Raw genomic sequence first — 12,152 nt, forward strand, 5'->3', positions numbered from 1 at the left:
TGGAATGTCCTGCGAGCAGTTGATGCGCACAGAGTGCGGACGGGTGAGGCATGCACGGCGGGCCGGATGAACAGTCTCAGGGGAATGCGGACGAGCAGCACAAGAGCGGGGTAAACGGGGAACCAATCGCGGATCCGGATCTGACGCGTACCATCCGGTTTCCGCCCCCCAACAGGTCGACCGGCGCACCGGCCGTCGACAAGCCACCGCCGCCACCGCCGTCCGGGTTGTGGTGGCAGCAGGACAGGGCCGGATCCGAGCCTCCTGCTCCGGCTCAAGGGCACTTCGAGAGGTGGAACCCGCCCGCCCCCACCACCTGGCCGGCCCCCGGGAACCCTCCTGACGGCGACGAGACCGGATGGCGGAGCGGCGAACCCGAGCCGGGCGTCCCCGAGCCGGCCGAGGCCGCACCGCCGCCCACCCGGCCGGTGCGCGTCTTCCCGCCGCCTGGTCACCCGCCGGAGATCTCCCTCCTCCCGCGGGAGAACCAGCCCTCGTGGGAGCCGGCGGCGTCACCGCCCGGTCAACAGCAGTCGGCCCCCGAGCCGGCCGCGGCCGGGATGTCGTCCGAAAGCCTGCGTCCCGAGCGGTTGCTACGCACTCGTACGAGGCCACCGTCGGCCGGCTGGCGCAAAGTCGTGTACACGCTGACCGGCGGCCTCGTGCGCCCGCAGGACTCCAAGGCCGAGCGCCACCGCCAGGAGCTGATCGAGCGCATCAGGCAACCTGTCGCCGCAGGCCACTTCAGGATCGCCGTCATGAGCCTCAAAGGCGGCGTGGGCAAGACCACGACCACCATCGGACTCGGCTCCACGCTCGCCCACCAGCGGGGCGACCGGGTCATCGCGGTCGACGCCAACCCCGACCGCGGCACCCTGTCGGAGAAGCTCCGGCTGGAGTCACCCGCCACCGTCCGCCACCTGCTCAACGACCGGGGCGGCATCTGGCGCTACGCCGACGTGCGCTCCTACACCTCCCAGGCGCCCTCGCGGCTGGAAGTGCTGGCATCCGACCGCGACCCCGCGATCTCCGAGGCCTTCAACGCCGAGGACTACCGTGCCGTCGCCCAGATCCTGGAGCAGTTCTACTCCATCTCGATCACCGACTGCGGCACCGGCATGCTGCACTCGGCGATGAGCGCGATCCTGGCCATGGCCGACCAGATCGTCCTGGTCAGTCCGGTCACCGTCGACGGGGCCAGGTCGGCGTCCGCGACCCTCGACTGGCTGCAGGCCCACGGCCATCAGAATCTGGCCAGAGACGCCGTCGTGGTCCTGTCCGCGGTCAAGAACACCCGCAAGAACCCGGTCAACCTCGAAGAGCTCAAGGGGCACTTCGCCAAGCGCTGCCGCGCCGTGCTCGGCATTCCCTTCGACCCCCACCTGGAGCAGGGCTCGGAAGTCGACCTCGACCTCCTGCGCGCGGCGACGCGCGACACCTACCTGGAGGTGGGCGCCACCATCGCCGACCGCTTCAGCCGGCGAGCGGGCGCATGACGCCGTTGCTCGACGTCACCGACCTCAGCAAGGCGCAGGCGCTGGAAGAGGTGTCCTTCACCGTGGAGAGCGGCGAGATCGTCTGCGTGGTGGGCCCGCCGGGCAGCGGCAAGACCACCCTGATCGAGTGCCTGGCCGGCGGCGCGGAGCCCGACTCGGGCAGCATCGAGATCCTCGGCCGCATGATCGGACCCGGCGACCCGCTCCCTCCGGGCCTGGCCGTGAGCCTGCGCGACGAGAGCCTGCCCGATCGGATGAAGGTGGCCGAGGGCATCTCCCTGTTCGCGCGCCTGTACGGCACGCGCGGCCTGCCCCCGCGCCTGATCGACCTGCTCGATCTGGCGCCGCTGCTGCCCAGGCGCTTCAAGGCCCTCACCGAGGGCCAGCGCAGGCGGGCCATGATCGCGCTGGCCCTGGCCGGCAATCCCGAACTCGTCCTGCTGGACGAGCCGACGACCGGGCTCAAGCCGGGCAGCAGGCAGCGCATCGAGCAGACGATCAGCGAGCTGCGCGACGGCTACGGCGGGGTGTGCGTCACTCTCGACGACCTGGCCCAGGCCGAGAAGCTGGCCGACCGGGTCGTGCTGCTGCGCCGGGGGCGGGTGCTCGCGGAGGGCTCGCCGTCGCGGCTGATCCGGCTGCTCGGCTCGGTCTTCGTGCTGCGGGTGCCGTCGCACATGAAGGTCGGCCGGCCGAGCGACGTACGCGTCCTGCCCTATGCCAGCTCGACCTACCTGTACGGCTCGCGGCCGGCGCTGGAGGCGGCGATCCAGGAGTTGTCGCCCATGAGCGGCGACCGGATCTGGTCGATCCGCCCTCCCACGCTCAGAGACGCCTATCTCACCCTGGCCGCCGTCCCCGAACCCGCGGCTCTGGAGAGCGGGAGATGAACGGGGCCCTGTGGGCGATGGTCCGCGTCGAGCTGATGCTGCTCGTACGCTCCCCGGTCGCGCTCCTGTCCGCGGTCGTCCTGCCGTTCGCGGTCCTGCTCCTGTTGATGTTGTTCATCGGTTTCTCCTTTCCCACGCTGGAGTTCGGCGCCATGCCGGGGGTCCGGGTCATCGACCGGTTACTGCCGGAGATGGCGGGCACGGTCGCCGCGTCGGTCGGGATCATGGTGCTCACCACCCACGTCGCGGACCTGCGCGACCGCGGGATGCTCAGGTCCCTGCGCCGCACGCCCACGCGGGCGGGCTCCTATGTCGTGGCCCACGCGGTCGCCGCCGGCGTGCTGGTCATCGCCTCGGTGGCGCTGTTCGCCGCCGTCACGTTCCTCATCTACGGACCGCCGCGCTCGTGGCATCCGCTGAGCCTGGCGGGCGCGGCGCTGATCGTCACCTACTGCACATTCAGCACCGGGCTGCTGCTCGGGGGCATGCGGATGCCGCCCGCCGGCGCCCGGGTGGCGGCGCCGCTCTGCTTCTTCCTGCTGTTCGCAGGAAGCGGCCTGGGCGTCCCCCGCGAGGGGTGGAAGGGAGTGGCGCCGTGGTTCTACGAGATCACCAACTACAACCCGCTCGCCCAGCTCAACGACTTCATCTTCCATGCCTCCCTGGGGTGGCTGTCCGAGACCTTGCCCGCCGTGGCCGGGCTGCTCGTGGCGGCCGTGGTGGTGAACGTGCTGACCAGGCGCACCTTCGACTGGGACGGCCGCCCGTGACCAGGGTCCTCGCCACGCTCGCGGCCGCGCTCCTCGGGCTGGCGGTCCTGGCCGGCTGCGCCCAGCGGGACGAGCGCCACCCCATCGCCATCGCCATCGCGGGCACCCCGGCCGCCACGGCCAAGGCGGCGCTCGCCCCCAAGGCGTCCGCGGCGGCCTCGGTCGATCCGAACGACGCGATGGTCAAACTCACCCAGTGCATGCGCCAGAACGGCATCGACGTGCCCGACCCCGGCTCCCCCGAGGAGAAGACCTGGAAGTACGAGGGCGACCAGGCCACGCTCGAGAAGGCGGCGAAGGCCTGCGAGGAGTACGCGTCGCAGATCCCCAACCCGCTCGACGACCCGAAGATACGCGACCAGCTGGTCCAGGTCGCCAGGTGCATGCGGGAGCAGGGCTTCGACGTGCCGGACCCGCCCCAGGAGAACCCCAACCTCAACCCCAACGATCCGAAGTTGCAGCAGGCCGCCGAGAAGTGCGCGCAGCAGCTGCAGGGCCAAGGGGGTGCGCAGTGAACGGCCGGCTCAAAGGAGTCCTCGCCGCGCTGGGCACCGCGGCCGCCGGCAGCGCGGTCACCGCCGGCGGCATCCACGCCTCGGCCGCGCTCTTCGACGCCGGCCCGCGCGCGCGGGCGGACAGCACGCCGACCCCACGCACGGTCTCCACGGCCACCGAGGAGGTCACCCGCGGCGACCTGGTCGACAAGGAGAGCATCGACGGCACGCTCACGTACGCCGGCAACCGCACGATCAAGGCCGGCTCGGGGGGCACGATCACCAGCCTCCCGGCCGAAGGCAAGATCATCAAGCGCGGTAAGGCGCTCTACCACATCGACCGCCGGCCGCGGATCCTGCTGTACGGCAAGCTGCCCTCGTACCGGACCCTCGAAGAAGGGGTCAAGCGGGGCCCGGACGTCGAGCAGCTCGAGCGCAACCTGCGCGCCCTCGGCTACCGGAAGGGCGTGACGGTCGATACCCGCTTCACTGACGCGACGCGGCGGGCCGTTCGCGAATGGCAGAAGGACCGGGGAATGGAGCGCGACGGCGCGGTGTCACCCGCGGACATCGTCTTCCTGCCGGATGAGGTACGGGTGAGCGAGGCGAGCGTCGAGGTGGGCGACCAGATCGCGGCGCAACGACCCATCCTCGAGGTCACCGCGACCGACAGGCTGGTGCGCATCGACCTCGACGCCGACAGGCAGGACATCGCCAAGGTCGGCAAAAAGGTCACCGTCAAGCTGGCCGGCGGTAAGACGGCCGGCGGCAAGATCTCCCGGATAGCGAAGGTGGCCAAGGCCGTCAAGCGGTCGGACAACCAGGAGAGCGGCGCCACCGTGGAGGTGGAGATCAAGGTCTCGGCCAAGTCGCTCGGCTCCCTGGACGAGGCGCCGGTGACCGTCGAGCTGGAACGCCGGCGGGCCGAGAGCGTCCTCACCGTGCCGGTGGAGGCCCTGCTCGCGCTGCCCGAGGGCGGGTACGGGGTGGAGGTCGTCGAGCAGGGAAGGCCCACGCGGATCCCGGTGAAGACCGGCGCCTTCGGCAACGGCCGGGTCGAGGTGAGCGGCACCGGACTCGCCGAGGGCGTGCGGGTCTCGGTGTCGGGCCGATGAAAATCCTGGAGATCCGCGGAGTGAGCAAGAGCTACGGCAAGGTGCAGGCCCTGCGCAACGTGGACCTGGTCATCCGCGGCGGGGAGATGGTCTCCGTCGTCGGCCCGTCCGGCTCGGGCAAGTCGACCCTGCTGCAGATCGCGGGCACCCTCGACCGGCCGACCTCCGGGACGGTACGCGTGGCCGGTCATGACGTGGGCAGGCTGTCGGACAGCGAGCTGTCGGCGCTGCGCGCCCGCTACATCGGGTTCGTCTTCCAGCAGTTCCACCTGTCCCCCGGCTCGTCCGCGCTCGACAACGTCGCCGACGGCCTGCTCTACTCCGGCCTGTCCAGGAGGCAGCGGCGCGAGAAGGCGGCGGCGGCACTCGAGCGGGTCGGCTTGGGCCACCGTCTGGAGCACCGGCCGCACCAGTTGTCCGGCGGGCAGATGCAGCGGGTCGCCGTCGCGCGGGCGGTCGCCGGCGAACCGCCGCTGCTGCTGGCCGACGAGCCGACGGGCAACCTCGACTCCGAGGCGGGCACCGAGGTCATCTCGTTGTTCCGGAGGCTGAACGCGGCGGGGATCACCATCGTGATCATCACCCACGACTCCGAGGTGGCGATGGCGTGCCCGCGCCGGGTGCGGGTCCGCGACGGTCTGGTCAGGTCAGAGGTCTCATGACGGCACTGCGCCCGGCCCGGCTGCGGCCGGCGGACCTGGCCCGGCTCGGCACCTCGGGGCTGCGGGCCAGGCCGATGCGCGCGATCCTCGCCGCTCTCGGCATCTCGATCGGGATCGCCACCATGGTCACGGTCGTCGGCATCTCGGCCTCCAGCCAGGAGCAACTGCTGCGCCAGCTCGACGCGCTCGGCACCAATCTGCTGCGCGTGGAGCCGGGTGACAGCCTCTTCGGCGACAAGGTAAAACTGCCCAAGGCCGCCGCGGCCATGGTCAGGCGGATCGACGGCGTCACGGACGCCGGCCAGACCGGCGAGACGGGCGTCACCGTGCGACGCAACGACCTCATCCCCAGCGGCGTCTCGCTCGGCATCACGGTACAGGCCACCAGCCTCGACCTCATCGACACCGTCGATGGCAGGATCCGGGCCGGCACCTGGCTCAACGCGGCCACCGAAAGACAGCCCGTGGTGGTGCTGGGCGCGGTGGCGGCGGACCGGCTCGGCCTGACCGCCCCCGATGTGCAGGTCTGGATCGGCAACAGGTGGTTCACCGTCATCGGCATCCTGGACAGGATGCCGCTGGCCGCGGAGATCGAGCGGTCCGCGCTAGTCGGCTTCCCCGCCGCGAAGGACTACCTGAACCACGACGGCCACCCCACCACCGTCTACGAGCGTTCGGCGGACGAGGCCGTCGAAAGCGTCCGCGCGGTGCTGGCCCGCACGGTGAGCCCGGAGAACCCGAACGAGGCCAAGGTCAGCAGGCCGTCCGACGCGCTCAAGGCGAAGACCGCGGCGGCGGGGGCGTTCACCGGGTTGATGCTCGGCCTGGGCGCGGTCGCCCTGTTCGTCGGTGCGGTGGGTGTGGCCAACACCATGGTGGTCGCCGTCCTCGAGCGGCGCAGGGAGATCGGGCTGCGCAGGTCGTTCGGCGCCACCAGGGGGCAGGTGCGCAGCCAGTTCCTGGTCGAGGCCGTGCTGCTGTCCGCCTTCGGCGGGGGCGCCGGGGTGCTGCTCGGCGCGCTGGCCACCTTCGTCTACGCGGGCCTCAACTCCCTGCCCGCCGTGGTGCCGGCGTGGGCGCTCGGCGCAGCGCTGGGCACGACGATCCTGATCGGCGCGCTGGCCGGCCTCTACCCGGCGCTCAGGGCGGCGCGGGTTCCGCCGACCGTCGCACTCAGCGGTCAGTGAGGCGTCTCGTCCGACGGCGGGGGGTCGGCGGCGCCCTCGGCCGTTTCCCACTCGTCGAGGTTCATCAGCAGCAGCTCGAAGTAGTCGCGCAGCTTGCCGCGGTATTCACGGCTGGCGGCGCGCAGCCGGGCGGCCTCGCGCTCCCATGACTCCTCGCCCGGTGCCCCATGCTCCGAGTTCGCCGTCGACAGCAGCTCGTGCCGCCTTCTGCGAGCGTCCTCGACCAGCTCGCGGCTGTATCGCTGGGCGTCCTGGATGTACTGGTCGGCGGTTTGCTGGGCCTGTGACAGCAGGCTCGCCGCGTACACGTGCGCCTCATGCATCCGGCCCGCCACCGCCTGCGACTCGGCGGCGCCCGCGGGCTCCACGCGGATCAGCCCGCTCCCGCGGCCGACCGGCGCCGTCCCCTCCGCCTCCTGCTCCTGCTGCGGTGGCAGCGCGGCCGGCGCGGCGTCGGTGACGTACCCGCGCAGGAGCTCGAGCTCGCCCGCGAGCGCGTTCTTCTCCTGCGTCAGCCGGGTCAGCTCCTCCTCGACCCGGTCCAGCAGGCTGTTGACCTGGTGCTCGTCCAGCCCTCGCTTGCCCAGCGGAGCGCGTCTGAAGACCACGGAGCGCAGTTGCCCGGGCGTCAGCCGGTCAGCGGAGCGCCCGAACGACGAGGGCTCGGCCGCCTTGCGCGGCTCGTCCCACTGCGGCTCCTCCCAGGATCCGTCCCCCGCGTCACCGGGCTCGTGCCAGCCCTCGGCCTCCGCCTCGCCGTCACCGGTGAGGTCGCCAGTGAGGTTGATCGCGTCGCCGTTGACGTGGAATTCGTTGTGGAAGTGCTGCACCGAGTCATTCATATGGCGAACCTCTGTGTTGGAGTGACCGCGCTCGCGAACCTCTCCAGGCGTATGCGATTGTCGCTGAACCCGTTCTCGCGCAGCATGCTCACCGTGCTCTCGACCATGGCCGGCGGCCCGCACACGTACGCGTCGTAGCCGCCCCATCGCCCGTAGCGGCTGACGACCTCGCCCACCGTCCCGGAGGCGGCGACGTCCGGGTCGCCGATCTCGGACAGGGCGAGCCTGACGTTGAGCCAGGAATATCTCTCGGCCCAGGCGCGGACGATGTCGAGGTCGTAAAGCCCGTCGGGTTCGCGCGCGCCGACGAACAGGGAAACCCACGGCGGCACCGGCAACCTGATCACGTGCTCCAGAATTGCCTTGATCGGAGCGAATCCCGTGCCGCCCGCGATGAGCAGGATGTTTCGCTCGGTATTCGGATTGAGCGTGAGAGTTCCGACGGGCGCGCCGAGTTTGACGATATCGCCCTCATGCATCTCTCGGACGAGGGCCTGGCTGACCGCCCCATCGCCTTTTACCTGAATTTCAATGGTGTTGTCCTGCCTCGGCACATTCGCCATTGAATAATAGCGCCACGTGTTCGGCCATTTCCTGACCTCGATGGGTGCCGACTGGCCGGGAACGTACGGGAAGGGCTCGTCGACCAGCAACCGGATCACCGCGGTGTCGATCGCCCTGCGCTCGTGACTGATCACCTCCGCGGACCAGTGCGGCGGCCTGGTGCTCGAGTCCTGCCGCGCGCCGTCGACGAGCACCTGCGACAGGGTGACCAGGAACTCGCGCCACTCACGCTCGAGCCCTTCGTTCCAGGCGCTCCCGGAGAAACGCCGCATGGTGTTCACCACGCTCGCGCTCCACTGGGCGTAGTGCTCGGGCTCGGTGCCGAACTTGCGGTGGCTGCGGGCGAGCTGGTGCAGGTAGGAAGTGATCTCCGGCAGATTCGCGGAATTCTGCACGGCGAACAAGAGCGTGCTCATGAGCCGGTCGCGCTGGCTCCTCATGTTCACCGGAAACATTTCCCGCAGCTGCGGCGCCCGCAGAAACATGTCGGAGAACAGATACAACGGCACGCCATCCCCGTACTTGGCGACCAGCTCGAAGTTGTCCTTGAGTCGCTGAAAGCCCAACAAGGCCCCCCCAGCAGCGCTGCGCACCTCGAGAAACATGTTCTCCGAGCGATTCTAAGACAGGGCCGCTTCTGATGTCCATTATCCTGGTAAGTCAGGTTATCTCTCTTTGATGAGGGCGCTCATGCGGGTCTTCCGGCCGTGATCGGTGAGCGGGGCAACGCGGCTGACGTCCTTTATCCGTCCAGGTCAAGCCGCAAGTCAGCGCCCCGGCGGTCTCCGCTGGGGCGCTGCTTCACTCCGTGGCTCAGCCGGTGACGCTCGGCTCGCCATTCTCGATGTGGCCCATGAGGCGACGCAGGAACGACTCGTCCTCCTGGCAGGTGACCCGCAGGTCGTACCAGCCGTGCTGGTCCTTGGCGTGCCAGGTCACGTGCTTGACGTGGCCCGGCTTGAGGGTGAAGGTCCGCTCGTCGCCGGCATCGCCGTAGGCTTCGGGCGCGATGCGCAGGCCGAGCACGGCCGGGAAGCTGGCGTTCCCCGTCCAGGTGGCGCCCTGGTTCCCGCCCATCCAGGCCATCTGCACCACGCGGCCGTCGGGCATGTCGTTGAAGACCTGCGCGGCGTAGAAGGAGCCGCCGCTCGCGTCGGTGAGCACCCACTTCGTCCGTTTCTTGTCACCGTCCACCGCGAGCTCGAACAGATCCGGGCACTCGAACAACCAGCTCGCCGCGAACCTGCTCTGGAACGTCCAGTCGAACAGGTTCGGCGAGGTGTAGACGTTGACGCCGTTGCCGCCCGCGTCGGACCAGACCACCATCACCCACCGCTTGGTGGCGGCGTGCCACAACACGAAACGACCGCCGCGCGTCGCGAAGCTGGAACGAGCGATGCGGTGAATAGCAGGACAGACCAAGACGCATATCACGCGGAGTGCGTGTAATCCACTCTTACGTCTCCCGACTCCCCTGGTTAAGATCCCCGATCAGGTGCGCAGCCCGTCGCATCGCGGCCTCGTAACCACCGGAGGCAGTATGCAGAAGCAGGACCAGACAGCCGAGACGAGCAAGCCGACCAAGAAGATCAAGCTGCAGATCAAGCGGCTGGAGAAGGTCGAGACCACCGTCCTTCGCGAAGGTGGCTGACCGATAGGGCCGCCGGCCGGTCAGGCGATGCCTGGCCGGCCTCCCCATGTCCCCGGGTCCTACGTGAAAGGCCGCCGTGCGCTTTCCTCGCATCAAGAGTGTCCACCAGCCCCTGGCCATGCCGGGCGACCGCATCATCATCGGCCTCATGCAGCAGGGCATCTCCTCCGAGATCCAGGACGATGAGGACGGCTCGATCGCCAGGCTCATCGTTCTCATGGACGGCACTCGCACGATCGACGAGATCTGCGCGGCCTTCGCCGAGACGCATCCCGACGTCGACGAGCAGGACGCTCGTGATGTCATCGCGGGCTTGATCGACAACGGGTTCGCGGAGGACGCCGGCGCCCCAATTCCTGGCACGCTCACCGAGCGTGAAGCCGCCCGCTACGAGCCGGCCAGGCACTTCTTCTCCTGGATCGACTCCATCCCGCGCAGCTCGCCGTACGAGGTCCAGGCCAGAATCAAGGACGCCAGGGTCTGCCTGCTCGGCATCGGGGGCACGGGTTCGGCAGTGGCGGCCGGGCTGGTCTCCAGCGGCATCGGGGCGCTGCGCATCGCCGACTTCGACACCGTGGAGGAACCCAATCTGACGCGCCAGCTCCTCTACAGCGAGGCGGACCTCGGCCGCCCGAAGATCGACAGTGCGGTCGAACGGCTACGCGCCATGAACAGCCTGGTCGAGGTGACCGGCGCCACCGTCAAGGCGGGAGCGTCCGGCGACATCGCCGAGCTGATGGACGGGTGTGACGTGTTCGTGCTCTGCGCGGACGAACCCCACCCGGACATCATGTTCTGGACCAACGACGCGGCGCTGCGTACCGGCACGCCCTGGTTCGTCAGCTTCTACACCGGTCCGATGGCCGTCGTCGGGTCGCTGATCCCGCGCGAGACCGGATGCTGGGCCTGCCTGCGCCGCCAGGAGGACCAGCGCGAGCTCAACGCGCACGGCCGCCCGCTCACCGCAGACCGGCCGAACGCCGTGATCGCGGCCAGCGCCAACATCAGTGGCCACCTGTGCGCCCTGGAGGTGCTGTACCACCTGGGTGGCCTGCCCGCTCAGGCGCGCGGCCGCATCTTCCACTGGAACTACGGCATGTGGGACCACTCCTACTTCATCGACATCCCCCGCTACGACGACTGCCCCGCCTGCGGAACCGCGACGCCATGACCGACGCCACGCCCACCGTACTGATCACAGCCGAGAGCCGCGTCGGCTTGCACCGGCTGATCGCCCGCTCCGACGACGACGATCCGGACGTCGTGATCGTCGGCCGTGCGGAGATCGGGGAGTATGTGGAGCTGCCTGCGGTGTACGGGGAGGCGATCCGGCTGCTGAGCGAGGGCCATTCGGTCGGCTCGGCGGAGGAGCGCGTGGTGGCGGAGCAGGGCGTGGAGATCGACGTCGCCGAGTTGGTCGAGGCCGTGACGGAGCTGGGTTTCGTACGCTCGGTCGACGGGCGCCCGGTGCCGGATCCCGCGGCCGGCACCCCGCGCAGCCACTTTCCCTGGCTGACCGAGCGGCACGTGGGCTGGCTGTTCAGCCGGCCGATGAAGCTCGCGTGGCTGGCGACCGTGGCGGCGGCGCTGGTCACCCTCGCCGTACGGCCCAGCCTGCTGCCGCACTACGAGGACTTCTTCTGGGGCGAGTACGTAGGCCTGACGGTGCTGGTCAACACCGTGCTGATGTCGATGGCCATGAGCATGCACGAGCTGATGCACCTGACGGCGGCCCGCTCGCTGGGCGTGCCGGGACGCATCGGGTTCGGCACCCGGCTGCACAACCTCGTCGTCCAGACCGACGTCACCGGCGTGTGGGGGGTGTCCAGACGCTCCCGCTACCGGGTCTATCTCGCCGGGCTGGCGTGGGACCTGTTCCTCATGGCCGCCGTCACCCTCCTGGTCGCTTACGCGTCTCTGCCGCCCCTGGCCACGGCTGTGCTCCAGGCGATGGTCGTGGCGGTGCTCATGACCATCCCGTTCCAGATGCAGGTCTACATGCGCACCGATCTGTACTACGTCCTTCGGGACCTGCTGCGTACCCGCAACCTCTTCGAGGACGGGCTGGCCTTCGCCAGGTACCTGCGGGCGAAGGCCTGGGCAGCACTGCGGCGGCGGCCCTCGCGGCAGGAGGATCCGACGGCCGATCTCGCGCCGCACGAGCGGCGGGCGACCCGGGTCTACGCGGTGTTTCTCGTCATCGGAGCGGCCGTCAGCCTCGGTGGCTTCGCCCTGTTCACCGCGCCGATCGCGATCGTCGCGGTGCTGCGCGCGCTCTCCGCGGTCACGAACGCCCTCACCGGCGGGCCGGTGCTGCCGGCGCTTGACTCGGGCCTGCTGATCCTCATCGAGGGCAGCATCCAAGCGCTCTTCGTGATGACCTTCATACGCACGCACCCGCGCTGGTTCCACTGGATCGGCCGGCGGGGAACCGCCTGACCCGGATGCCGTCCCCACCGGTCCCGGCGAGGCCCCGTCGCG

At 69.8% G+C, this 12,152-nt stretch carries 12 protein-coding genes; 9 read left to right on the forward strand and 3 right to left on the reverse strand.

Features of this window, described 5'->3' with window-relative positions; all coding sequences use genetic code 11:
• Positions 1–227: 227 nt before the first annotated feature.
• The 7 genes from ACFLIM_RS13075 to ACFLIM_RS13105 are packed head-to-tail and all read left to right on the forward strand — an operon-like array spanning position 228 to position 6,614.
• Positions 228–1,496: a MinD/ParA family ATP-binding protein gene (locus ACFLIM_RS13075; RefSeq protein WP_393164882.1), complete on the forward strand. Its 1,269-nt coding sequence runs from the start codon at positions 228–230 to the stop codon at positions 1,494–1,496.
• Positions 1,493–2,386 (forward strand): ATP-binding cassette domain-containing protein, encoded by an 894-nt coding sequence (locus ACFLIM_RS13080; RefSeq protein WP_393164884.1) that lies wholly within the window; start codon positions 1,493–1,495, stop codon positions 2,384–2,386. Before ACFLIM_RS13075 ends, ACFLIM_RS13080 begins: the two co-directional genes overlap by 4 nt.
• The gene (locus ACFLIM_RS13085) at positions 2,383–3,156 is read left to right on the forward strand and encodes an ABC transporter permease (protein ID WP_393164886.1); all 774 of its coding nucleotides are present in this window, start codon (positions 2,383–2,385) and stop codon (positions 3,154–3,156) included. Before ACFLIM_RS13080 ends, ACFLIM_RS13085 begins: the two co-directional genes overlap by 4 nt.
• Positions 3,153–3,671 carry a hypothetical protein gene (locus ACFLIM_RS13090; protein ID WP_393164887.1) on the forward strand — a complete coding sequence of 173 codons (519 nt, stop codon included), beginning with the start codon at positions 3,153–3,155 and terminating at the stop codon, positions 3,669–3,671. The genes ACFLIM_RS13085 and ACFLIM_RS13090 overlap by 4 nt, the downstream gene beginning before the upstream one ends.
• Complete coding sequence (locus tag ACFLIM_RS13095) at positions 3,668–4,765, forward strand: efflux RND transporter periplasmic adaptor subunit (RefSeq protein ID WP_393164889.1); 1,098 nt, start codon at positions 3,668–3,670, stop codon at positions 4,763–4,765. The genes ACFLIM_RS13090 and ACFLIM_RS13095 overlap by 4 nt, the downstream gene beginning before the upstream one ends.
• Complete coding sequence (locus tag ACFLIM_RS13100; RefSeq protein ID WP_393164891.1) at positions 4,762–5,427, forward strand: ABC transporter ATP-binding protein; 666 nt, start codon at positions 4,762–4,764, stop codon at positions 5,425–5,427. The genes ACFLIM_RS13095 and ACFLIM_RS13100 overlap by 4 nt, the downstream gene beginning before the upstream one ends.
• Positions 5,424–6,614: an ABC transporter permease gene (locus tag ACFLIM_RS13105; RefSeq protein ID WP_393164893.1), complete on the forward strand. Its 1,191-nt coding sequence runs from the start codon at positions 5,424–5,426 to the stop codon at positions 6,612–6,614. The genes ACFLIM_RS13100 and ACFLIM_RS13105 overlap by 4 nt, the downstream gene beginning before the upstream one ends.
• Here the strand turns inward: ACFLIM_RS13105 and ACFLIM_RS13110 are convergent.
• The 3 genes from ACFLIM_RS13110 to ACFLIM_RS13120 form a co-directional block, all read right to left on the reverse strand.
• On the reverse strand, positions 6,608–7,456 hold the full coding sequence (locus ACFLIM_RS13110; RefSeq protein ID WP_393164895.1) for a DivIVA domain-containing protein: 849 nt from the start codon (positions 7,454–7,456) through the stop codon (positions 6,608–6,610). The two genes, ACFLIM_RS13105 and ACFLIM_RS13110, sit on opposite strands and share 7 nt — an antisense overlap.
• Positions 7,453–8,625, reverse strand: a complete 1,173-nt coding sequence (locus ACFLIM_RS13115; RefSeq protein WP_393164897.1) for a globin domain-containing protein — start codon at positions 8,623–8,625, stop codon at positions 7,453–7,455. Before ACFLIM_RS13115 ends, ACFLIM_RS13110 begins: the two co-directional genes overlap by 4 nt.
• 208 nt (positions 8,626–8,833) lie before the next feature.
• Positions 8,834–9,379, reverse strand: a complete 546-nt coding sequence (locus ACFLIM_RS13120) for a phospholipase domain-containing protein (RefSeq protein ID WP_393164899.1) — start codon at positions 9,377–9,379, stop codon at positions 8,834–8,836.
• Positions 9,380–9,747: 368 nt separating this feature from the next.
• On the opposite strand from ACFLIM_RS13120, the gene ACFLIM_RS13125 reads away from it, so the two are divergent.
• Complete coding sequence (locus tag ACFLIM_RS13125) at positions 9,748–10,842, forward strand: ThiF family adenylyltransferase (protein ID WP_393164901.1); 1,095 nt, start codon at positions 9,748–9,750, stop codon at positions 10,840–10,842.
• Positions 10,839–12,110 carry a hypothetical protein gene (locus ACFLIM_RS13130; RefSeq protein WP_393164902.1) on the forward strand — a complete coding sequence of 424 codons (1,272 nt, stop codon included), beginning with the start codon at positions 10,839–10,841 and terminating at the stop codon, positions 12,108–12,110. Before ACFLIM_RS13125 ends, ACFLIM_RS13130 begins: the two co-directional genes overlap by 4 nt.
• Positions 12,111–12,152: the final 42 nt, after the last annotated feature.

Origin of the sequence: Nonomuraea marmarensis, from assembly GCF_043197025.1 — a bacterium.
GTDB lineage: Bacteria > Actinomycetota > Actinomycetes > Streptosporangiales > Streptosporangiaceae > Nonomuraea > Nonomuraea marmarensis.